Source organism: Leptothermofonsia sp. ETS-13 (genome assembly GCF_049200465.1).
Lineage (GTDB): Bacteria > Cyanobacteriota > Cyanobacteriia > Leptolyngbyales > Leptolyngbyaceae > Leptothermofonsia.
Window position 1 is genome coordinate 130984 of record NZ_CP120836.1, and the last position, 22020, is coordinate 153003.

The 22020-nt window shown below is 51.0% G+C and carries 22 protein-coding genes; 12 read left to right on the forward strand and 10 right to left on the reverse strand.

From position 1 onward, the window contains the following. Positions 1 to 143: 143 nt before the first annotated feature. Together P4D80_RS00630 and P4D80_RS00635 are read left to right on the forward strand one after the other, a co-directional pair. Positions 144 to 512: a hypothetical protein gene (locus P4D80_RS00630; RefSeq protein WP_421656931.1), complete on the forward strand. Its 369-nt coding sequence runs from the start codon at positions 144 to 146 to the stop codon at positions 510 to 512. Between the two features lie 216 nt (positions 513 to 728). After that, positions 729 to 956: a hypothetical protein gene (locus P4D80_RS00635; RefSeq protein ID WP_421656932.1), complete on the forward strand. Its 228-nt coding sequence runs from the start codon at positions 729 to 731 to the stop codon at positions 954 to 956. A gap of 348 nt (positions 957 to 1304) precedes the next feature. Here P4D80_RS00635 and P4D80_RS00640 read toward each other — a convergent pair whose 3' ends face one another. After that, positions 1305 to 2597, reverse strand: a complete 1293-nt coding sequence (locus P4D80_RS00640) for a BMP family lipoprotein (RefSeq protein WP_421656933.1) — start codon at positions 2595 to 2597, stop codon at positions 1305 to 1307. A 479-nt stretch (positions 2598 to 3076) separates the two neighbouring features. Between P4D80_RS00640 and P4D80_RS00645 the strand changes: the two genes are divergently transcribed. Then, positions 3077 to 5323 carry an AAA family ATPase gene (locus tag P4D80_RS00645; RefSeq protein ID WP_421656934.1) on the forward strand — a complete coding sequence of 749 codons (2247 nt, stop codon included), beginning with the start codon at positions 3077 to 3079 and terminating at the stop codon, positions 5321 to 5323. Here P4D80_RS00645 and P4D80_RS00650 read toward each other — a convergent pair. Together P4D80_RS00650 and P4D80_RS00655 are read right to left on the reverse strand one after the other, a co-directional pair. Then, on the reverse strand, positions 5295 to 5477 hold the full coding sequence (locus P4D80_RS00650) for a hypothetical protein (protein WP_421656935.1): 183 nt from the start codon (positions 5475 to 5477) through the stop codon (positions 5295 to 5297). The genes P4D80_RS00645 and P4D80_RS00650 overlap by 29 nt on opposite strands. A gap of 67 nt (positions 5478 to 5544) precedes the next feature. Beyond that, positions 5545 to 6750, reverse strand: a complete 1206-nt coding sequence (locus P4D80_RS00655; RefSeq protein WP_421656936.1) for a ferrochelatase — start codon at positions 6748 to 6750, stop codon at positions 5545 to 5547. A 119-nt stretch (positions 6751 to 6869) separates the two neighbouring features. On the opposite strand from P4D80_RS00655, the gene P4D80_RS00660 reads away from it, so the two are divergent. Together P4D80_RS00660 and P4D80_RS00665 are read left to right on the forward strand one after the other, a co-directional pair. Further along, on the forward strand, positions 6870 to 7067 hold the full coding sequence (locus tag P4D80_RS00660; protein ID WP_421656937.1) for a hypothetical protein: 198 nt from the start codon (positions 6870 to 6872) through the stop codon (positions 7065 to 7067). A 19-nt stretch (positions 7068 to 7086) separates the two neighbouring features. Continuing rightward, positions 7087 to 7437, forward strand: coding sequence for a hypothetical protein (locus P4D80_RS00665; protein WP_421656938.1), 351 nt, complete (start codon positions 7087 to 7089; stop codon positions 7435 to 7437). A 94-nt stretch (positions 7438 to 7531) separates the two neighbouring features. Here P4D80_RS00665 and P4D80_RS00670 read toward each other — a convergent pair whose 3' ends face one another. Both P4D80_RS00670 and P4D80_RS00675 read right to left on the reverse strand, forming a co-directional pair. Next, positions 7532 to 8695 carry a serine/threonine protein kinase gene (locus tag P4D80_RS00670; protein WP_421656939.1) on the reverse strand — a complete coding sequence of 388 codons (1164 nt, stop codon included), beginning with the start codon at positions 8693 to 8695 and terminating at the stop codon, positions 7532 to 7534. Positions 8696 to 8893: 198 nt separating this feature from the next. Next, positions 8894 to 9745, reverse strand: coding sequence for an alpha/beta fold hydrolase (locus tag P4D80_RS00675; RefSeq protein WP_421656940.1), 852 nt, complete (start codon positions 9743 to 9745; stop codon positions 8894 to 8896). Positions 9746 to 9948: 203 nt separating this feature from the next. Here P4D80_RS00675 and P4D80_RS00680 point away from each other — a divergent pair, with 203 nt between their 5' ends. Beyond that, the gene (locus P4D80_RS00680) at positions 9949 to 10149 is read left to right on the forward strand and encodes a hypothetical protein (protein ID WP_421656941.1); all 201 of its coding nucleotides are present in this window, start codon (positions 9949 to 9951) and stop codon (positions 10147 to 10149) included. Between the two features lie 238 nt (positions 10150 to 10387). Here P4D80_RS00680 and infB read toward each other — a convergent pair whose 3' ends face one another. From infB to rimP, 4 genes are all read right to left on the reverse strand, one after another. Beyond that, positions 10388 to 13483: a translation initiation factor IF-2 gene (gene infB, locus P4D80_RS00685; protein ID WP_421656942.1), complete on the reverse strand. Its 3096-nt coding sequence runs from the start codon at positions 13481 to 13483 to the stop codon at positions 10388 to 10390. A 541-nt stretch (positions 13484 to 14024) separates the two neighbouring features. Next, positions 14025 to 14366 (reverse strand): YlxR family protein, encoded by a 342-nt coding sequence (locus P4D80_RS00690; RefSeq protein ID WP_421656943.1) that lies wholly within the window; start codon positions 14364 to 14366, stop codon positions 14025 to 14027. A gap of 101 nt (positions 14367 to 14467) precedes the next feature. Further along, on the reverse strand, positions 14468 to 15823 hold the full coding sequence (gene nusA, locus P4D80_RS00695) for a transcription termination factor NusA (protein ID WP_421656944.1): 1356 nt from the start codon (positions 15821 to 15823) through the stop codon (positions 14468 to 14470). Positions 15824 to 16024: 201 nt separating this feature from the next. Next, positions 16025 to 16486, reverse strand: a complete 462-nt coding sequence (rimP, locus tag P4D80_RS00700) for a ribosome maturation factor RimP (RefSeq protein ID WP_421656945.1) — start codon at positions 16484 to 16486, stop codon at positions 16025 to 16027. Positions 16487 to 16753: 267 nt separating this feature from the next. Here rimP and rpmI point away from each other — a divergent pair, with 267 nt between their 5' ends. The 5 genes from rpmI to P4D80_RS00725 all read left to right on the forward strand — a co-directional run bounded on the left by rpmI (position 16754) and on the right by P4D80_RS00725 (position 20161). Beyond that, positions 16754 to 16951: a 50S ribosomal protein L35 gene (gene rpmI / locus P4D80_RS00705; RefSeq protein WP_421656946.1), complete on the forward strand. Its 198-nt coding sequence runs from the start codon at positions 16754 to 16756 to the stop codon at positions 16949 to 16951. Between the two features lie 127 nt (positions 16952 to 17078). Further along, entirely contained in the window at positions 17079 to 17444 is a 366-nt protein-coding gene (rplT, locus tag P4D80_RS00710) for a 50S ribosomal protein L20 (RefSeq protein WP_421656947.1), read from the forward strand. A gap of 22 nt (positions 17445 to 17466) precedes the next feature. Next, complete coding sequence (locus P4D80_RS00715; RefSeq protein ID WP_421656948.1) at positions 17467 to 18255, forward strand: transporter substrate-binding domain-containing protein; 789 nt, start codon at positions 17467 to 17469, stop codon at positions 18253 to 18255. Between the two features lie 90 nt (positions 18256 to 18345). After that, entirely contained in the window at positions 18346 to 18873 is a 528-nt protein-coding gene (locus P4D80_RS00720) for a tetratricopeptide repeat protein (RefSeq protein ID WP_421656949.1), read from the forward strand. 151 nt (positions 18874 to 19024) lie between these two features. Beyond that, positions 19025 to 20161 (forward strand): adenylate/guanylate cyclase domain-containing protein, encoded by a 1137-nt coding sequence (locus P4D80_RS00725; RefSeq protein WP_421656950.1) that lies wholly within the window; start codon positions 19025 to 19027, stop codon positions 20159 to 20161. Here the strand turns inward: P4D80_RS00725 and P4D80_RS00730 are convergent. Next, positions 20144 to 21043: a c-type heme family protein gene (locus tag P4D80_RS00730; RefSeq protein WP_421656951.1), complete on the reverse strand. Its 900-nt coding sequence runs from the start codon at positions 21041 to 21043 to the stop codon at positions 20144 to 20146. The two genes, P4D80_RS00725 and P4D80_RS00730, sit on opposite strands and share 18 nt — an antisense overlap. 84 nt (positions 21044 to 21127) lie before the next feature. On the opposite strand from P4D80_RS00730, the gene P4D80_RS00735 reads away from it, so the two are divergent. Then, positions 21128 to 21982, forward strand: a complete 855-nt coding sequence (locus P4D80_RS00735; RefSeq protein WP_421656952.1) for a phosphate/phosphite/phosphonate ABC transporter substrate-binding protein — start codon at positions 21128 to 21130, stop codon at positions 21980 to 21982. The last annotated feature ends 38 nt before the right edge of the window (positions 21983 to 22020 follow it).

Here is a 22020-nt window from a genome sequence, read left to right on the forward strand (position 1 = left end):
GACTGTGGACATCAAGGAAGGTAACTATGCCAGCCGCAATTGCCATTTCCATGGGCAGCAGATGGTAGACTTACAAACTTTTACAAACTTAGGGTAGGAGTTACCAGGCCACTGCCCAACAGTTACAGCAATTGCGTCACAGAGTGCAGCGCATTTGTGCTCGGTCCTACCGGGAGCAGACGCTGATGCTGCACCGGGGAGTTTGGCCATCGGGGGGGGCGATTCGAACGCTTGATTTGGCCAGTGCAATTGATCTGAAGTGCAGGCATTGCGATTGGGGCGTTGGGATGATTCGAGTCCTCTTGCAGCAACGCTGGCTGGAGCATGCAATTCCTTGTGAGCGGGCGATCCAACGGTGGTTTAGGGCCGCCGGGATGAGTAGTCCAGTCCAGCCAGTGGCTTCTCCTCGCCGAGCACACTCACCCCAGGTGCATCTATTGGCAAGTCGATGCCAGGTCGCATCAGGCGGTAGCCGATGGGCAGGAGGTGAGTTGGCGGAGTGCAACCGATGAAGCCTCCGGTGCACTGTTAGCGTGCAGTGCTTCCCCCTCTGCCGCGTTTGAGGCTGTACCTGCCCCGACGGTGCAACAAGCATTACGGCACTGGTTTGAGCAATGGGGGTGACCGCAGCAGTTGCAGTTTGACCACGGCCAACCTTGGAAGGCGGGCGGGAATGACCTGACCAGTTTGTTTGAATTGTGGCGGGTGGGGGTGGGCATTGAGGTGGTGTGGAAGGGATTCACTCGTTGCGATCGCTATCCCCAATTGGGCCGAGGTGGGCGTCCTATGAGGCGGCCAGTGAAGACCAGCTATGGTTAATCGTGCGCGTCCAGGCTTATTTAGCACAGGGCTGCTGGCGGCGTCCGGTGGATGCCCCGGTCGCCTCTCTTTGTCCAATCACAATTACACCTCTTACATCAGCACTGGAGAGGACAACTGTTGTGGATTCGCTTTGACCCAACGACGAGTTGTTGGATGTGCTGGGAGGACAAGGGCCAGCAAGTCGCCGCCTAACCCTGTGCTCGAAATTCAACCAGAAGTAATCCGTCAACTCAAACTCCATCCCTCAGTTGCCAAACATGCTAAGCGCAGTACCAGTACCAAAACTAATGTTGTCCCCCAGATCTAACCGCATGTCGCGTAGCAAGGGTAAGTCCCCCGAGAGCCAGTCTCGAACAAAGCCGAGATGGGTTTACACAATAATTTTTTGAGGAGAATTTGAGGGGATCCAAGCATCTTGCCACAAGCATTAGGACTTCTAAAGCCACCTCTACCAAGATCCCCTCTAAAGCCTCTCCAAAACACTATTTGCTCGGTCCTTCCATGCCTGCTAGCAGTTGAGGCAGATACCAGATCTGTTGCTCGGTGGCAACTTCCCCCTTCTTCACATAGACGGTGCCATCCTGGAAATTAATGGGACCCCTGTAAAGGTTGATGCTACCGTCGCCCATGCCCTTAATAAACTTGTCAATAAATTTCTTCTTGTCACCCAGGGCGTTGCCAGGGAGAAATCCAATCATTGAATCGGGGGCGTTGATGTCCTTCCAGTTGGGTCCCAACCAGACAAATTCGTTAGGCATTTTTCCGTCCATTGCTTTCTTGACCGCATTGGTATAAGGCAATGCCCAGTTGTAGTAGGGAACACCCAAACAAATGTCAGGAGCTAGTTCACAGCCCGTCTTCAGGTCATAGTGAACGTATTTCACCTTTTTACCTGCTTCTGCTGCTTTCTTGCCCTGCACCGCTGCTTCGGGAGTGTCAATTCCTGACATCACTACATCATAACCACTGTTGTAATAATCATCAGCGACTTTGGTGGGGTCGAGGGTTTTACCAGGAATGTTGAACCAAAAACCAATCCAGGTCACCTTAAAATTTAAGTCTTTTGAATCTTTCTTGACGTAGTTTTCCCAACAGTATTTGGCTCCCAGGTAGGCCGCAGAGGCATAGCGGCGGGTTTCATCATTGATTAGGGGACCAAGGTAGCCAATTTTGCCAGTCTCTGTACCTAAGGCCGCGGCGCATCCAGCAATCATCTTGCCGTACTCCATACGCCCCATGATATTGCCCAGGTTGGGTTGATTTTTGTAATTCTTGCCTTCTTTCCAGGCATAGTCACCCGATGCGTGGATGATGGGAATTTTGGGATGCTTTTTAGCTGTTTCCAGGGCATCGTCTTTCAACTCATCAGAGTTGAAGATGACCATTTTTGCACCTTTGGCAATCAGATCATCCGCAACCTGAACGCCTGTGATGTTGGGGCGATCAGCTGGGTTTACTTTATCAACATACTCAAACTTAATTTTGAGGTCTTCTGCCACCTGTTGCATACTTTCGTAGTGAGCCTGGTTCCAGCCCCCATCATTTCTGGGACCTGCAATGACCATGCCGACGGTAAAATCACTACTGCCTGCCTGGGGTGAAGCAGCTGTAGGGGAAACTGTGGGGGTGGGTTTACTGCATGAGCTGATGCAAACTCCCAGGATTGCAATCGGCCAGAAGCGCTTGATTAAACACCAGGGATGGTTGAAGGGGGTTTTCTTGGGTAGAACAGGATTGCTCATGAGTGTGTCGGAATTCGAGAGATGGATGTTCATGGTTCACTTCTCATTACCACACAGAATTAGGGGTTAGGGGCTGGGGATTAAGTTTGGGAGGAAATCACCCAATACTAAGCTGACAATCTACCAAATTCTTTGCTTTTCCATTAATGGCGATCGCCCCTATGAGAAAAGTATCCATTATAACATTAAACGGAAACCGCCCCTTTTCTACCGTTTAGCAGTTGAGCCAAACAAAAATATTGTCTCTACTTTCAGCATCTGCATAACCGACGCCCCAGCCCCTGGAGCATGGATAGCTTCAAAATAGATGGCTTCAAACACATTGTTGAATTTGTCGTTTGCCCCAACCTGTTATGTCGTAAGGCATTGAGCATAGCAGGTGAGCAGCCCTTGGTTCCTAATTGTTCCAAACCTCTGACGCCGTCAGGCATTGAGTTCTTTACCTTCCTATATTTTCTGGCTCAATTTCTTGAGGAAGTTGATAAATTAGTCGGAAGGACGTCTGAAGTGCAATGGATTTGTTCGACCAGCATCGGTTAGCAATGACAGAGGCAGAGGCACCCCTGGCGGCACGGATGCGTCCTCGCACGCTGGATGAGTTTGTTGGGCAGGATGCCATCGTGGGACCGGGGCGATTGCTGCGGCGTGCGATTCAGGCGGATCAACTATCATCCCTCATTTTTTATGGACCACCGGGGACGGGAAAAACAACGCTGGCCCGGGTGATTGCCAATACTACTAAGGCTCATTTCATTTCAATCAATGCGGTGCTGGCCGGGGTGAAAGAAATTCGAGAGGCGATCGCCACAGCCCAGGAAAAGCGTGGCATGTATAACCAGCGCACCATTCTGTTCGTGGATGAAGTGCATCGGTTCAATAAAGCGCAGCAGGATGCGCTATTACCCTGGGTTGAAAACGGTACGGTCATTCTAATTGGAGCAACCACTGAAAATCCCTATTTTGAGGTGAATAAGGCTCTGGTTTCGCGATCGCGCATCTTTCAACTGAAACAACTGGATGAGGCGGACTTGCGCCAGGTGGTGCAACAGGCGTTAACGGATGAGGAACGGGGCTATGGCAAACTCAAGGTGCAGCTTGATTCGGATGCGTTAGATCACTTGGTGAATGTTGCCAATGGCGATGCGCGGGCATTGTTAAATGCACTGGAGCTGGCGGTTGAAACCACTCCTCCAGACGCGACGGGAACCATTCATATCGATTTATCAGTGGCAGAAGAATCGATTCAGCAGCGGGCGGTTCTTTATGACAAAGAAGGGGATGCCCACTTTGATACCATTAGCGCTTTCATTAAAAGTGTGCGGGGTTCCGACCCCGATGCCGCTCTTTACTGGCTGGCGCGGATGGTTTATGCGGGTGAGGACCCCCGCTTTATTTTTCGGCGTCTGCTGATTCTGGCTGGCGAAGATGTGGGCATGGCAGACCCCAACGCGATCGCCATCGTCAACGCCTGTGCCCAGGCTTTTGATCGGATTGGAATGCCGGAAGGCCGCTATCCCCTGGCCCAGGCCACGCTTTACCTGGCCACGGCCCCCAAATCAAACAGTGTGATGGGTTTTTTCGATGCCCTCTCCACTGTGGAGCAAGAGCGGGAGGCAGACGTTCCTAACCCACTGAAGGACGCCAACCGGGACAAGAAAGGCTTCGGTCATGGTGCAGGCTACCTCTACCCCCATGCCTATCGCGATCACTGGGTAGCTCAGCAGTATTTGCCTTCCAGCCTGCAAGGACAGGTATTTTATCAACCTTCCCATCAGGGCTACGAAGCTGAAATTCAGCACCAGGTGACTCGTAAACGGGAAGCCCAGCTTGCAGCATTGGTGGAGGGCATTGGCATGACAACTCCCGAAATTTTGACCTTTAGCGCTCCCGATTTGGCCCAGAAACGCTGGTTGCAACGCACTCTGGGGCAGGTGGGAGAACGCCTGGCAGCCGTGCGCGATCGCCTGTTTGCGATCGCTCAGCCTCAACGTCATCACGTCATTCTTGACCTCAATGCCGGGAGTGGGTTACTCACCTGGGAAGCGATTCGCCACGTTCCAGAAGGCAGCGTTTTTGCCTGTGTTCACACTGCTACCGATGCCACCGCTTTAGCCGAGCAGTCTATGACACTGCCCGAAGTTGCCCGTCCCATCATTCTACAAACGGATCTGGCAAACCTCCCGGCCCTGTTGCAAACACAGGCACCGGACATTCGATTTGATTGCATCATCGGGCGAAATGCATTCATGAAAGAACCCGATAAAGCCAGAATCCTGCGATCGCTGCGGGAATGGCTTCATCCGAATGGAGTTATTGCTCTGGCAGAAGCGGTGCCCCACCGTTCCCAGCGGCTTTACCAGCTACTCGATCCTGCCTGGCTGAATTCTAAACTATATAAAAAACTGGTGCAAACAGAAGACGCTATTTACTCACAAAAAGCCGACACTGTGGTCAATTGGGACATTGACGACTGGCAGCGTTTATTTATAGCAACAGGATTGACTACCGATATTGAACTTGATTACTCAATCACTGATTTACTGGTGACTCCAGCGTTGCTAAATCGGTGGTTCTCAATACCTCCAGATACTCAACCAACCTATGCAAGTTACCTGAGCCAATCACTTTCAGAGGCTGAGCAGAAACAGGTCCACAAAGCATTTGAGCGATTATGCAATCAAACCGTGAAATGGAAAGGCGCGATCGCCTTCATTCAAGCCCATCGACGCCTTATCCACCAACCCCAGCATCCCGATTAATACAGCCCGGTTTATCGGTAAAGCGACAGACTTTTGCCCACAGGGTTGCTCTGGTTCCTGGGGGCCCCATCGAAAACAGAACGCGATCGCCCCCCACCATCTTGATGATTTTGACTTTGCAGATTGGACAAACCTGGGCATTTTCTTCAGACATGGCTCTAACTTGTCAAATAGTCTGTGTATTGTCATACCAGAATGGGGGGCGATTGTTTCACATTCCTTCAATGATGATGGTGATGCCCATGTCCATTATGGTGATGATGCCCATGCCTATGAGAATGTCCGTGAGAATGATGGGAGTGACTATGAGCCAGACTGGGGTTCACTACCAAAGCCTCCTCTGACAGCAACGCTTCAATTTGTGGATTTGCCCACTCCGCTGCCATCTTGAGGAATGCCGGATGGTCATTGACGCATTCCATCTGCACATAGGTCACATCCGGGCGCTTTTTGTGCAGTTCATGAATAATGTGATCCACATCCAGCAGTGTTTCATGGTTCTCAGTGGCAAAGCCAATCGGCATAAAGACGATCGCCGTTGCCCCCAGCTCCACCAGATTTTTTGCTGCCAGTTCTGCGTTCGGTTGCGTCCATTCAATTAATGGTGTCTGATGATTCAGCCAGCCGACCGAGATCAGAGGATAACGGTGAATCAGCTTTTCCCGTACCCGCTCATACAAAGCCTGACTTTCATCTATTCCAGAGGTAAATCCCTTGGCTTTGTGAGGGCAACCATGATTCATCAGCACAATTCCGGTCTGGGAAGGAAGATGGGCGGCTGCCAGTTCTTTCTGAATTTTTTCCTCAACCAACTGCGCCATCAGGTTAATGTAGTCAGGCTCGTTGTAGAACGAAGGAATATAGCGAATTCCCTTAACCCACTGCTCCGTCGCGTCCGTTAGTTTGGCCAGGGATTTATTCACCTGCTCCACCGCAATCCCGCTGGTAAAGATGGAATCGACTACCAGCAGAGGGTAAATCAGCAATTTGCTGAATCCACTTGCTTTGATTTCTTCCAGAACCTGCTCTGGCAAAAAAGGCTTACAGAAGTTAAACGCTTTGAACACTTTGATGCGATCGCCCCACCGTTCCTGCAAAGCCTTTTCAATTCCGGCTCGCTGACGTTCAAAAATTGCATTATGGGGAGAAATGAAATGGTGGTGCCGGTGGCTCCATTCATGTAAATCAAAGATGGCTAACAACTTTGCCAGTGGCGGGTAAACCCAGGTTGGCACTGGCGCAAACTTCGCTGTCAGTAAGTTCAACGCCTGCTCATTGTAGTTTGCAAAATCGTCATAACTTTCGACTTCGCCATAGCCCATCAACAGAACAGCAACCCGTTCCTGGGAGGTAGATGCGTCTGTAGGGTGTTGGAGATTTTCGGAGATAGCAACCACGTCTAATTTCTCGCTAAAAGTGCCTTTCAATTAATTTGCTGAAGTAGTGAGATTCTGATAACTGTCCAGAGGATTAGAATTCTTTTCAGAAAATTCACTACTGTTGTATAGGCTAACATCCCCATAGGGGGGATACAACCCAAGTACTGATGCGCTTAATCATTTGCCCTGGAGTTCATGACCCTGCATTGACGACCAGTTTTGTGGAATCGCTCTTAAGCGAGTGGTCCCAGTGCCAGACCATTCCGCCGCCGCTGGTGTTTCCAACCCAGGACTATCCTGCCTATTCAGCACCCTATATCCTCCAATTTCTCGATCGCCAGCTTCGGGTGGAAAACCCCGGATGATTTTCTCACCCCGCCACTGGTGTTCATCGGCTTCAGTGCGGGCGTGGCGGGAGCGATCGGAGCCGCCTGGGGCTGGCAGTGGTGGGGAGGAAAGGTCAAAGCTTTGATTGCCCTGGATGGTTGGGGTGTCCCCCTGGTAGGGAATTTTCCCATTCACCGGGTCAGCCACGACTACTTCACCCACTGGAGTTCGGCCCTGCTGGGGGCAGGAGAAGATAGCTTTTATGCCGAACCTGGGGTGGAACACTTAGACCTGTGGCGATCGCCCCACACAGCATCTGGTTGGCACCTAACCGCTGGCTCCTCTCATTCCCCTATCCGAACCACCGCCGCCCGCTTTATAATGACCTTCGTGCAATGTGGGGAGTAGATGGATCAAGGGGTGGAGAGGTAGATGAAATGATAGTGTGTCTCTACCCCCACTCCCCCTTTGACAATTAATTATGACTACCTACTTACTTTAGTTAATTCAATGGCAACTTTAACCAGGTCGAGAGTTCGTAGGCCAACCAGTCTAGCTCTCGTACTGTCAGGGGTAGATGGCTACTCAGCTCATATCTTTCACTGCCCGCCCAGATGGTTAGCTGAGGCTCGGCATCTCCGGATGCGATCTCCCGATGGTACTCCAACTTGTTGATTCTGTGCCTGGGAGAAACCTGGGCCCGTCCGGTCTGAAAGCCCAACCGCTTAGTAGTCATAGAAATCTGCTGGAGGTCAATCTGGAGTCGGGTTTGCCCCAGCAGGGATGGAATCAGAATCTCTAAACTACAGTTGTCCTTTGTTAAGGAAATTTTGCTATCAGCCGGTTTTACAACTGGGGCGGGGGGGGTTGGGTGCCGTCCCTGTTCCAGGGTTTGCAGGGCCTCTTGAGCAGACTTGGTGCGTTGTTCCAGGTTGGGTTCGGTCATCCATTCCAACCAATCTGCAAATTCAGGGCTGACGGTGGCAGCGCTGCTAAAATCAATTTTGACGCCTCGCCGCGGCAAGCTGGAGGGATGCGTTCCCGTTAGGAGGGCAATCAGGGTTGCACCTAGGCTGTAAAGGTCTGAAGCGGGCACAGCTCGTCCACTGAACTGTTCGGGTGGCATATAACCATAGGTACCAACGACAGTAAAGGCGCTGGTCTCGCTTATGTTTTTGAGCGCTTTAACAGAACCAAAATCAACCAGGTATGCCTGGCGGTTTGCCAGCAGAATATTACTGGGTTTGATGTCGCGGTGAATAATGGGAGGCTGCCGACCGTGGAGGTAAACCAGAATATTTAACAAAGCTTTAGCAAGCTGCTTCGTTTCAGCTTCAGTGAAAATCCGTCCCTGCTGCATGCACTGTTCCAGAGACTTTCCCTCTACGTAGGTTTGAATCAAGGCCAATGCTTTGTCATTCGGCAATTGGTGCTCAAAATAGCCCAGATAGCGAGGGATGGAGGGATGGGAAAGTGCCTTGAGAATTTCTACCTCTCGTTCAAACAGCTTCAGATCGTCCCACTCTAACTGTTCGTCCAGAAACAGGAGCTTAATCACCACTTGTTCCTGGGTCTGAAGGTCACGGGCGAGGAGAGTCCACCGCCCCGTTTGCTTGCCAAGCTGCCGCTCGACTTCGTAGCGATCGCCCAGTATTTGACCTGACATTGGCTTGTCCCCAGCGTATACATACAGGTCTTTATAACTCTGGTTCTTTAAGAACAGCAACCGTTAAGTAGGTAGCCACAATTAATTTTAAGAGGGGGAGTGGGGCTATGCGCCCAGACAGGGGGTTTCACCCCCTCCACCCCCGAAATTATCCTTAATTTAATTGCGCCCAGCTACTTATCTCGACGGAAGCTGTTACTAAAACGACCGCTGACGCAAAAAGCGCAGGAGAGCATCATTGACTTTTTCATGCCAATCTTCCTGAGGGTAGTGCCCAACTTCTTCTAGCTTTACAAATTCAGCATTAGGGAGGGAATGGGCAAAGGGCTCTACCGCCGCCAGGGGCAACCAGGGGTCGCGATCGCCCCAAGCAATTAACAGGGGGCGACTCCATTGCTGCAAGCCAGACTCAATTTCGGCAGTGACCTGCTTCAGTTGCAGGTTCTGAATCGTTGCCAGGAGCGATCGTCCGGCATCGGAGCTTTTCAGGAACGGGCGGCGGTAAACATCCAGATCTTTGTCTTCTACTCGATAACCACCGCCCCCTTCCAGAGTCCGGTCAATCAGCAATGGATCCTGGGTCATCATATCGCCAAGGAAGGGGAGCCCCAGTTGCTGAATTTTCCAGGGTAGCCTGGCTGTTGTTGTGATTGGCGCATTTAGAATCGCCAGCCGATCAATCTGCTCTGAATGCCGCAAAGCATACTGAAGCCCCACTGCTCCCAAAAAACCCTGGACGACAAGGGAGAAGCGCTCAATTTCCAGGACTTTGAGGAAATCAGTTAGAGCTTGCAGGAAGGCATCGGGGGTGTAGGCAAAATCTCGCCGATCAGGTTTGTCAGAAAAACCGAAACCGAGCCAGTCTGGGGCGATCGCGCGAAAGCCATGTTTCGCCAGTTCGGGCAGAACTTCCCGCCAACCGTAGCTTTGAGAAGGAATTCCATGCAGCAACACAACCGGGAGGCGATCAGTTGCACCAATTGGTACAGCTTCCCGATAAAACCAGCGTAACGCTCCCACCTCTGTCCAATTCTCAGTAGCAGATGGCATAGCTCTAAGCTTTTTAATTGTTGTTTGAGCTTACCGCTCTAGGGATCTGGGGGCAAGTGGATGGAGAGGGGATGGGGGGATGGGGGAATTCTGAGGAATTAGTTACATTTTGTGAAAATAAGCAATTTTGTAATTTTAACTACAGAATTTAATTGCTATATTACTATCGGAAGGCAAACAACAGTGTAATCGGGAGAAACATCATGTCTACTGAATCGCAAATTCGTGCTCTGACGCTCCGTCACCACCACATGATCAAGAACCGTGAGCAGTGCATGTTGAGTCGCGCTGCATCGGAAATTGGAATGCCTGCTGAGACTGCTCACTTCTGGAATCACATTCAGGGTAAACCCCACCCCACTTTTGCAATGAACTACGATCGCTCGAAAGTAGGGTTAAGCTAATCGCGATCTCATTCTCTTGATATAGCCTTACGCATTCTGGTTAGGACAAAAGGGTGTGGGGGTAGTGCCCCACACCAGGGTTTCACCCCTGCACTCCATCACAATCCAAACACTTGCTGTTATACAATTCTGTTGCTACAAAAAAGCGCCCTGCTACTGGCAGAGTGCTTTCTTAGGTGGCCTTTTTGGGGGCTTGTAACCTACAAAGACAGTCTTGACAGACGCCCAGAGCAGGCCCCTACTTAGTCAGGGTGCGTCGCTTACTGATCATGCGGTAGCACTCGATGATGTCACCCTCTGCCCAACCATTGAAGTTGTCAACTCCAATGCCGCATTCGTAGCCGGTGTTCACTTCTCGAGCATCTTCCTTCATCCGTTTCAGCGAATCCAGGTTCCCTTCAAAAATCACCGCTCCATTCCGGTGAACACGAATCTTAGCGTTACGGACGACTTTGCCCGTTTGAACGTAACAACCTGCTACGGTGCCGCGCCCAACTGGGAAGACCGCCCGGACTTCAGCTTGCCCCAGTGCTTCCTCAACTAATTCGGGTTCCAGCAGCCCTTCCATCGCGGCCTGAATGTCATCCAGTAGCGTGTAAATGATGGTGTATTCGCGGACATCCACCCCAGCGCGATCGGCTGCCTGACGGGCACCTGTTGCCAGAGTGGTATTAAACCCAATGATTACCGCACTACTGGCCGCTGCCAGATCTACATCCGTCTCACTGATTTCACCAGGGGCTGCGTGCAATACCCGCACCTGAACTTCTTTCTGAGGAAGTTGCTTGAGTGCAGCTAGAATGGCTTCTACCGAACCCTGAACATCTGCCTTAAGCACCAGATTCAGTTCCTTCAGTTCACCTTCCTGGGCACGAGCAGAGATGGCATTAAGGCTGACCGGGCGAGAGGCCATTGCCCGCATCAAGCGAGATTGACGCTGCTCTTGCAATTTGGCTGTTGCCAGAGCGCGAGCATCTTTCTCATCCTGGAAGACTTCAAATTCATCTCCTGCTGCTGGAACATCACTCAACCCCAACACTTCCACAGCAAAGGAAGGACCAGCCTGTTTAACCCGGTCACCCCGGTCATCTACCATTGCCCGGACTTTACCAAAGGAGGAACCTGCCACCAGAACATCCCCAACCCGGAGTGTGCCGTTTTGAATCAGTAGAGTAGCTACAGGTCCCTTCGCCTTATCCAGGTGAGCTTCGATGACGGTTCCCTTGGCGGGGCGATCAGGATTTGCATAGAGATCTTCGACCTCTGCAACCAGGAGAATCATTTCCAGCAAAGTATCCAGATTCTCACCCGACAGTGCACTGACAGGAACCATAATCGTTTCACCACCCCACTCTTCTGGCACCAGGCCATACTCAGTGAGCTCTTGCTTAACGCGATCGGGTTGAGCTTCCTCCTTATCAATCTTGTTGATGGCAACAACAATTGGAACTTCAGCCGCCTTCGCATGGCTGATGGCCTCAATCGTCTGGGGACGCACTCCGTCATCGGCGGCCACAACCAGGATAGCGATATCGGTCACCCGCGCTCCCCGTGCTCGCATAGCCGTAAAGGCTTCGTGACCAGGAGTATCCAGAAAAACGACCTGCTGTATCTGTCCATCATGTTCCACATCGACGTGGTAGGCACCGATGTGTTGGGTGATGCCGCCTGCTTCTCCCTGAGCCACTTTGGTTTTGCGGATGGAGTCCAGCAGGGTCGTTTTACCGTGGTCTACGTGTCCCATAATGGTGACAACTGGAGGACGACGCTGGAGATTTTCCAGATCATCTGCATCCAACATTTCAGTCACTTTACGGGCTTCCGCTTCCTTCTCACCCGTCTCAACTTCCACCCCTAGCTCTTCAGCCACCATAGTGGCGGTCGGGATATCAAGGGTCTGAGTAACCGTTGCTGCAATCCCTTTCATGAACAGGGCACGGATGATTTCGGTTTCAGGCACAACCAGCAAGGCTGCTAATTCCTGTACAGTGAGGCTGCCAGTCAAAACAATGCGGGTAGGTTTTTCGACTTTAGTTTCTTCGCGACGCTCGCGGCGATCGCGGGGAGTAGACTGCTTCTTCGCTTTAGGGGCCGCCGCTGGAGGTTTGGCTTGAGGTTGGCGCGCTGCCTTAGGTTTGGTGGGGCGAACCAGCGATAGACTGACTTGCATGGGAGCATCCTCATTTCGATCGAGGATACTTTCCAACTCTTCGTCCTCGTCCTCGTCTAGTTCAGGTTGAGTACGGCGCTTACCCTTGGTCGCAACCTTCGCTCTTTCAAATTCGCGCTCTTCTTCCTCTTCCTGCCAACTTTTGCCCTTCTTCGCTGAGCGGGGCGGTGTTGGCCGATGAAGCTGAACTTCTTCTGTTTTGGTTGCTACGGCTGCCGCCTCAGTCGCCGTGAGACTGGGTCGGTTAGCTCGTAATACAGGCTCGGCCCTCCCCCCTGTATCTCCGGCACGCCCCACCATTTTCTCTTCTCGTGCATTATCGTCGGAAGGAATTGGACGAGGGCGCTTCAGTTCAACAATAGTTTGAGGGCGAGGTGTTGGACGCTCAACTGGAGGTCTGGTTCCTGGTTGATTCCCCCCCGATGTGGTACCCCGACCCCCCGGTCTGGGTGCTCGCTCAGCCCCGGCTCCTCCACCTCCCGCTGCCGCTTTCTGAACTGCAGGTTCGGGTTGCGATCGCTTGAGCACAGGACGATTAGTTGCCACAGTGGGTTTAGGAGCGGGCGTACTGGGTCTTGTAGGTGGGCCTGCCAGTTCTAGTTGCGGTGTTATTTCTCGCTCAGTCACCTCTTCTTCAACTGTTTCGGGAACCTGAATGGGACTCAGCACCACTTCTTCCTGAGGTCCAGCTACCAGTATCGATGGCTCAATGGGTTCACTTTCCGCCGGAACACTGGCGGTAGGTCGAGTAGGACGGTTAGGGGCGGCAGGTTTCGCTGGAGGAGCGATCGATTGACTGACTGCTGGTTGAGGGGGGCTGTAGTTCGGTGGAACAGGCGGTTCAGGTACCTGGGCAGAGGGGGGAACCGACTGTTTGCGAATCTCCAGAATTTGCTGCCTCTTTTGAACCGGAGCGGGAGGTTTTGGCCTTGGTTCAGATGTCTGGGAATGAGACACATGGCGCGGAGCAGGCTTTGGAGAAGATGGGCGGCTAGAAGCTTGTTTCTGAGCAGCAGCACGAATCCGCTCAGCCTCAGAGTCAGTAATTGTGCTGCTGTGACTCTTCACTGAGATATTTAGCTGTTCGCAAACTGCTAATAAATCCTTATTATCCAAATTCAATTCCTTTGATAGTTCGTAAATTCTGACTTTGCCGCTGTTCATCCACCAGTCCCTCGCTACCTATCCAGTTTTCACATAGTTGCCTGCTGTCATAACTAAACTACATTGGACTCGACTTAAAACTGCTCCATATATCGTAAGAGAAGCAAATTTCTGCTATTCCTACAACGGAAGCTTAGGTCATTTGCTCACCGGGAGCAGACTCAATATTAAATGACTGCTCCTAATTCGTGAACAGTTACCCTCTTCAATTTTGCACAAAATTTCTCAGTACTGAGGCTAGTTACAGTTAAAGGCTCTACTGAGTTCTTGTTGCAGGGCAGTCAAGTCCTACTTTCACACTGAACCAACCCTCATCGAAACGACCAACAGCCCTTGCTTGAGATGGACAAGTAACTTGGACAGAAAGCCAATGAGTTCGGAAGCATCTGGCTGATTCAGCGTAACTAGCTCTCTAACAATCAAGATGTGCAGTTGCCCTCTCTACTTGGAACCTTTCCTCAGTCTACCTAATTTAATGCAATAAAGTCAGTAGTCAGTTATGCCGGCAGTTGATTATGCGATTCTCTAACAACTGGCCTGTTCATCTGGCCTGTTGATCATCAAAAGAGGCGTTCTCCTGCTTTGATTGGTGACTGGCAACTGAACTCATCTCTAGTTTTACCAGGTTTTCCTCACCTTGAGCTAAACGGTTCCACAACTCTTGATAGATAGATTCTGGTACAGATGCCTTTAAGGCCCGCCCCAGTCGGTCTTTACGCTGTGCAGTCTTTAAACAACTGGCCTGGGGGCAAAGATAAGCCGATCGCCCCATCCCCTGATCCAGTTCAACAGTTCCAGTCGGATGAACCCTGACAATCCGCCATAATTCACTTTTATGGGCGATCTTGCGACAGCTCAGGCATCGTCGGTAGTTCGGTTCCATTCAAAACACAGGAATTTGTCAGTGTTGGGTTTGTGAACCTGAAGATAGGCGGAAGAGAGGATCGTGTAGATAAAGCCTGCCCAATCATTCTTAACAAGCTGTCAGGGGCGCTTTAGTGCAGCATCCGATTCAGTGCCAGAACCATCTGCCGCTGCCCCAGAAGACGGAACCTCTTCTTCAATCAAGGACTCGTCTGTGTCCTCCTCCAAATCTAAATCTAGCTCTTCCTCTTCAATTTCCTCATCAGTCGCTTCTGCCTGAGCGTTTTGCTGTGCCTGGCGACGTTCTTCTAAAGCCGCCGCAATCTTGCTGTTTTCTGCCTCATAGTCGTACTTGGCAGAGTCCTTAATGTCAATCTTCCAGCCAGTTAAGCGAGCAGCCAAACGAACGTTTTGCCCCTCTTTGCCGATCGCCAAACTGAGCTGATCTTCTGCCACCAAAACATGTGCCTGCCTTCCTTCTGGATCGACCAGACGAACTTCGTCAACCCGTGCTGGACTGAGGGCATTGGCAATATAAGTCGCAGGGTCAGGAGACCAGCGGATGACATCAATTTTTTCGCCACGTAACTCATTTACCACAACCTGAATTCGGGAGCCCCTCGCCCCAATGCAAGCCCCAACCGGGTCTACATCTCGTTCTAAAGTGTCAACGGCAATTTTGGTGCGAGGTCCCACAAACCGGGACGGTGGATTGGCTTCCCGCGCGACAGCAACAATCCGGACAATTTCATCCTCAATTTCGGGTACCTCATTCGCAAACAGATACACTACCAGTCCTGCATCGGCTCTAGAAACTAGCAGTTGCGGTCCGCGATGGGAACCTTCAGAAACCTTTTTCAGAAGCACCTTGAAAGTCGCGTTTGCCCGGTAGTTGTCATTGGGAAGTTGATCGCGCTTCAGGAGTTCGGCTTCCACCTCTGGTTGACCAAAGCCACTGCTGACAGCCATGATGACCGATTGGCGCTCAAACCGAAGTACCCGCGCCTGAAGCACAGTTCCCTCCAGGTCCTGAAACTCTTCCTGAACCAGCTTGCGCTGCTGATCCCGTAACTTCTGAGCCAGAACTTGCTTCGTTTGAATAGCGGCCATGCGTCCAAATTCGCCCTGGTCGGGAGTGACATCTAAAACCACTTCCTGACCTGGTTGGGCTTCTTCCGCTACTTCTCGCACTTCCTGAAGTGAAATCTCATGGTCGGGGTTACTTACTTCTTCCACAATGGTTTTTGTCGCCAACACCCGAAACCCTTCCTCTTCGACATCTAGCTCCACTTCAAAGTTGGAAAAGTATTCATCATCGAAGTTAGGGTTCTCCATTCGCTGGGTGCGACGGTAGCGTTCGTACCCCTTTAGCAGGGCTTCTCGTAACGCCGCCTGAACTGCCAGCTTAGGCAGATTCCGCTCTCGGCTGATGTTTTCAATCATGTCTCTAAGTCCGGGAAGGGTAACCATGGACATAGGGGGAAACTCCGTATCGTTCTGTGTGAGAGGACTTGGGGGAAAGAGTTGGGGGTGGGGTGACGGGTAGATGAATTTATGGGTGAGGAAGAGATGGGGTGGAGGGGGGATTTTACTCTATTACTTCGTTATTACTTCGTTACTCCATTACTCCTCCACCCTCCCACTCCCTTCTGGCTTCTGATTCCTGGCTTCCTAAAACTAGCGTTTTTCGGATAGCTGGACTTTAGCGACGAGGTCACGGGGGATAGCGATCGCCCGACCTTTCTGGCTCAGATGTACTGCAGCTTCATCTCGGCGGATAAGTTGACCGAGCCACTCCTGCTGCCCAGCATAGGGAGCAGATGTGGTGACAACAACCATAAACCCCTTGAAGGATTGAAACTCACGGTCTGTCGTCAACACGCGGGAGATGCCAGGGCTGGAAATTTCCAACACGTAGGCATCAGGAATCACACCAGTTTCATCCAGAGTTTGCTCCAGAGCTCGACTCATCCGCTCACAATCGTCCAAGCTGGTGTCCTGTTCAAGGTTCCGAATATCCACCCGCAGGATAGGAGGGTGTTGGTTTGTATGAAAAACTGCCCCAACGACCTCTAATCCCAAAGAATTTGCTACTGGGGTAGCCAGATCGATAATTTGAGGAATGAGTGGATGAGTCATGCGCAACTTGAAATAAAAAAAGTGGGCTGAATACCCACTTCCCATGAAACGAAAACTTTCATGAATCTGGAAGCGTCGCAGGAGTACCTGGACTTTACGACATTTAGTCTAGCTCAACTTCGCCAGAAGTGACGAACGTTTATACCTTATAACTAAGGCGACTTCTCAAAGAATAATGGGGCGACTTCTCAAATTGCATCTAAGTAAATGCTTGCTTTCTCTAGAGGAGAGATAGTAGTATAGAAAACTGTGTCTAATGAAAAGACTATGCCTAAACTAAGAACTCGTAAAGCCGCTGCCAAGCGTCTGAGAGCCAGTGGAAGCGGAAAAATAATGCGCCGTAAGACTTTCAGAAGTCACCTGTTAGAACACAAAAGTGCTTCTCGCAAGCGTCGTCTCGCAGGAATGGCGGTTGTTAATGAGCGGGATGAAGCTAACGTCCGCTTGATGCTCCCTTATCTATAAGTCTTTAGTTTTAAGTTCTAAATTTTGAGTTATTCCTGGCTCCAGGCTTCTTTGTCCTTCGCCTCGAACTCAAAATTCAAAACTTAATTACTCTTAACTATTTTGGAATGCAGAGGAATCAGGAATCATGGCACGGGTAAAGCGCGGTAATGTCGCTCGTAAGCGCCGCAAGAAAATTTTGAAGCTAGCAAAGGGATTTCGGGGTTCGCACCACCGTCTCTTCCGGACAGCCAATCAGCAGGTGATGAAAGCGCTTCGCTATGCCTATGCCGATCGCCGCAAGCGCAAGCGTGACTTTCGCCGCCTCTGGATTACTCGCATCAACGCAGCCGCTCGCCTGCATGGAATGAGCTATAGCCAGTTGATGGGGGGGCTGAAGAAAGCCAACATCCAGATCAACCGTAAGATGCTGGCGCAGATGGCAATTCTCGATCCGGCAGGTTTTGCTCGGGTAGTAGAATTGGTCAGCCAATCGGTCAAGCAATCGGCTTAACGGGGTCGGTAGGCATTCCGGCATGTCCAGGAAGCTATTATGGCTGACGAGTCGAGTTTTGAGCTTTTGCCTGGTGGGGGTGTCAGTGCTGGCATCCCCATTAGCTATTGCTAAAGAATTGAAAACCCTGCGGGAGCAGGGACGGTTGACCGTTGCTGTAAAAGATAATCTGCGTCCTCTGGGTTTTCGGGGAGCGGATGGGCAACTCCAGGGATTGGAGATCGAAATTGCTCAACGGCTGGCGCAGGATTTGCTGGGGCGGACCGACGGACTGGTGTTGAAGCCTGTGCTAAATCAGGATCGCCTTGCAGTAGTGCTGGATGGCCAGGCGGATATGGCGATCGCCCGAGTGACTATGACTTCTGTGCGATCGCGAGTCGTTGCTTTCAGTATTCCTTACTATGATGATGGCACTGCCCTGGTCACGAAAGATCCCACCCTGCAAAGCTCTCTCGACCTTACCAACCAGACCATTGCGGTCTTAGACAACTCCGACACAATTGCAGTTATTCGTCATCGTCTGCCGCAGGCCAAATTAGTGGGTGTAACCTCCTACAAAGCAGCCCTGGAGCTTTTGGAGCGCGGCGAAGCGATCGCCTTTGCAGCCGACGCCAGTGTCTTAAGTGGTTGGGTGCAGGAAAACCCCCAGTATCGCCTACTAACCCCTAATCTGTCAGTAGAACCCCTCTGCATCGTACTACCAAAGGGATCGCAGTACGACGAACTGCGACGACAGATCAATATAATCTTGACCCGCTGGAAAGCAGAAGGCTGGTTAGAGCAGCGAGCAGATTACTGGGGATTGCCCTGAGGGGAAATTTGCTCACCCAGACAACCCAAATTGTTGTAGCTTGGGTTGGTAGCCTGTTTTGACCTTTGTTTGGATAAGCTGGCGGTACATATGCAAGATACATTTCCAGTTGTTTATATTTCTTTGTTGCTGGCACTGTTGTTGATCGCAGCCTGGGTTGTATTTCGTCAAATTTTGAAAACCCGCCAGGTAGAAAGCTCACTCAACCGGCTCCAGTCAAAACTATCTAGGGAGAAAGGAACTGCTCAAGAGTATTACGAGCTGGGCAGCATTTACCTGGATAAAAAAGTGTACGCTCAGGCAATCACCCTCTTTCAAAAAGCTCTGAAAGCAGAAGATTTGGTCGAGCCAGACAGTGCCCTTGTTTACAACGCGTTAGGCTTTGCTTACTTTGCCCAGGAGCAGTATGATTTGGCGATTCGTCAATATAAAGAAGCCCTCAAAATTGAACCGAACTACGTCACAGCCCTAAACAATATTGGGCATGCGTACGAGCGCAAACAGCTAACCGCTCAGGCCCTCGAAGCCTACGAACAGGTACTGGAACTTGATCCCAAAAATGCTACTGCCAAAAGGCGTGCAGACTCCCTTCGAAAGCGACTGGTGACTTCAGCATGAGGAGTGAGGTGCGAGGGGAAGGGTAAATCCCTCCCCTCATCCACCCATCCACTTCCATAAAGGGTAGGCAAATTTGTTGCAAATTCCATCGGTGTTTCCGGGAATGATGAGATATGCTCTGGATATAGCTCATGGGGACTAAGTAACACTCATGGGAACAGAGCAGGAACACCAGCCTCTTCAGGGGCACCGAACACTGGCTGCCATTGTCTTTTCGGACGTGGTTAATTACAGCGGTAGGATGTCCCATAACGAGGAGCATACACTTAAGTTAGTGCAGCGAGACCTGGAACTGATGACCCGCTTCTGCGAACAGTATGAGGGGCGGGTGCTTAAATTTACTGGAGATGGGCTGTTGATGTACTTCACCAGTGCGGTTCAGGCGGTTGCCTGTGCCCTGGAAGTTCAGAAGACCATTGCAGCAATCGCCGCCAACCTGCCCGAGAGCGATCGCTTGCAACACCGCATTGGCATTCACTTAGGGGATGTATTTGTCAGCCCAACGGATGTGATGGGAGATGGGGTCAATATCGCCGCTCGTTTGCAGTCAGAGGCGGAACCGGGCGGCATCTGCCTGTCTCAAATTGTTTATGACGTGGTTAAAAAGCGTCTGGCATTACAGGCAACTTATCTGGGACCGCGAGAACTCAAGCATATTCAGGAATCCATTCCCATCTATCAAATCGTGCTGGCAGCTCAATCAAAGACCACAAACCTGAAGAGCGAGTTAGAAAGAACTCTAACTGAATCGGCAGGAGTGGAGGTTGATGACAGTATAAAGCAAGACCTCAACCCGCTGAGCATGGATTTACCGCTTCTAGCCGACGACGTTAAAAAAGCGCTGGAGCGCCTATTAGTAGAGGCAGTTGGTCCAATCGCGTCCGTTCTGTTCCAGCAGACTTTGAACCAGACAGATAGTCGCCAGGATTTGATAGAGCGTTTAGTGGCCCAATTGCCTGACCATTTGCGGAATTCTTTTCGATCGCGCGCCGACGATTTACTGAAAGAGCTCGGTGAAAATCCCCCACCCCGATCTCCGCCTCCGCCTGCAATCAAGGAGGAAGCTCAACCAGCGGCAAGTAGGGGAGCGATCGACCTTGCCTTCGTTAAACGCTGTGAGCTGGAGTTAACTAAAGCAATTGGGCCAATTGCCCCCCTGATTATCCAAAGAACCCTGTCTCAGCAACCGGGGCTTTCCCGCCATCAACTGGTTGAGGCACTGAGCAGTCATCTGCCAAACCCCAGAATGAGTGAATCCTTTCGTCGCGATTTACTCACCCCGTCCTAGCATTTTCATCGCCATTACCAGACTGGTTTTCATCCGGTTGAATGCTTCAGACAGGTTACCAATCTCATCGCTTGAGGTCTGTTCAAAGCTGGCATCCATATTGCCCATACTGACTTCATTGGCTGCTTTTGCCATTTTGTTTAGCGGACGAATTACCGTCTGCCGCAGTAACCAGTTGATCACCAGCATGGCCAACGCAAAGGCGATCGTCAGAATTCCCATAAATAGCAGAATGGCCCTACGGGCATTGTTGATGATGCCACTGGCGGGAACCGAGATAATTTGTGCCCCAACAATTTCATTCAACTTCCAACCAAAGCCGTTGTCTCTGCCATAACTGGCTAACTGGCTCTTGGGCGCAGCTTCTGGAGTGCTGTGGCAACGTAAGCAGCTTTCCTTTTCAATTTTGATAGGGCGGGCAATGTAGAATAGATCCCCTGCAGGAGAGGTGCGGTAACCCGTTAGTTCCTTGAGTTTTGCCTCCTGACGAAACTTTTCAACCAGCTGCGATTCAAACGGATCGGCCTTGTCTCGCAGGTTGGTAGGGTTTAGTGTGGCTTCTTTGTAAAAGAAATCTGAATAGTCTGCATTTTTACGCAGATCCTCCATCACCTCCCGTGCGGAATAGCCAGGAACTGTTTGCGGCAAAAACTGCTGCTCAGTTTCCAGCCTGGGTGCCAGTTCCGGGTTGACCTGGGTCAACGTATATTGCCGTACCGAGAGCATAGTTTGCAGTAGCAAATTCGCTTTTGCGGTCACTTCACGTTCGGCATTGTGGTTCAAGAGGGCCGAGAATGCAATACCACTTAAAATAACCGCGCCTAAAAAAACTGCAAGCAGTAGAATAGTAAATTTTTGATTGAGTTTAAGGTTTTTGAGCATTGCCGTTTATAGAAACCTCTTCGTAGATAATACGCTCTATATCCTCGATGACAAATAAAACACTTTTGCCTCGGACCGTCCACTATGATTTCCCGCCGTTTCTTGCTGTTTCAGAGTCTATTTTTGCTGGCGAGTTGTGTGGCTTCTCAGTCCAACAACTCCGAGAAACTGGGAAAGCTGGTAATTGGAGCCGTCGCCTATGGAGAGGGGGCGCGTTCTCTTGATCAATACCAGCGTTTCGTTCAATATCTGGAAACCAGAATTAAAACGTTAATTGAGGTGGAGCCTGCTTACAACGAAGTCAAGGCGGTTGAGCAAATTCAGCGTCAGGCATGGTCACTGGTATTTGCACCGCCAGGGCTGGCGGCGATCGCTATTGCCCAGGCCAAATATTTGCCCCTGTATCCTCTACAGGGAGTTGATAACCTGACGGCTGTCCTGGTGGTGTTAAAGGGCAATCCAATTCAGACTATCCCCGAAGTGACCGGAAAAATCGTGGCTTTAGGGCAACCAGGTTCGGCAACTGGCTATTACGTACCACTCTACGAGCTATACGGTACAACCCCTTCAGAAGTCAGAATTGCACCCACCCCTAAAACCGTTCTGGAATGGGTTGCCAAAGGGGAAGTCGCTGTTGGAGCTCTGGCCAAGGATGAACTGGATCGGTACCGTTCCGAGTTCAGCCCCACTGAATTTCGCATTCTCAAAACCAGCCGCCGCATCCCCTCCGGCTCGGTGCTGGTTAGCCCAGAGGTTGAACGCAACCAGCAGCGTCTGATCCAGCAGGTTATGAATGAAGCCATTCCCGCGATCGCTCAGGAAGTCGGCTACATCCCCAATGCTTCTCCTCCGGACTACAAAACCCTGATCACCTTCATTGAAAAAGTCAAACTGATCGAGGCGCGGATCAATCAAAAACCAGCGCCGCTTTATGAGTAAGGGAGTGATGGGGTGGGGTTCTTCTCGCCCTTCCATGA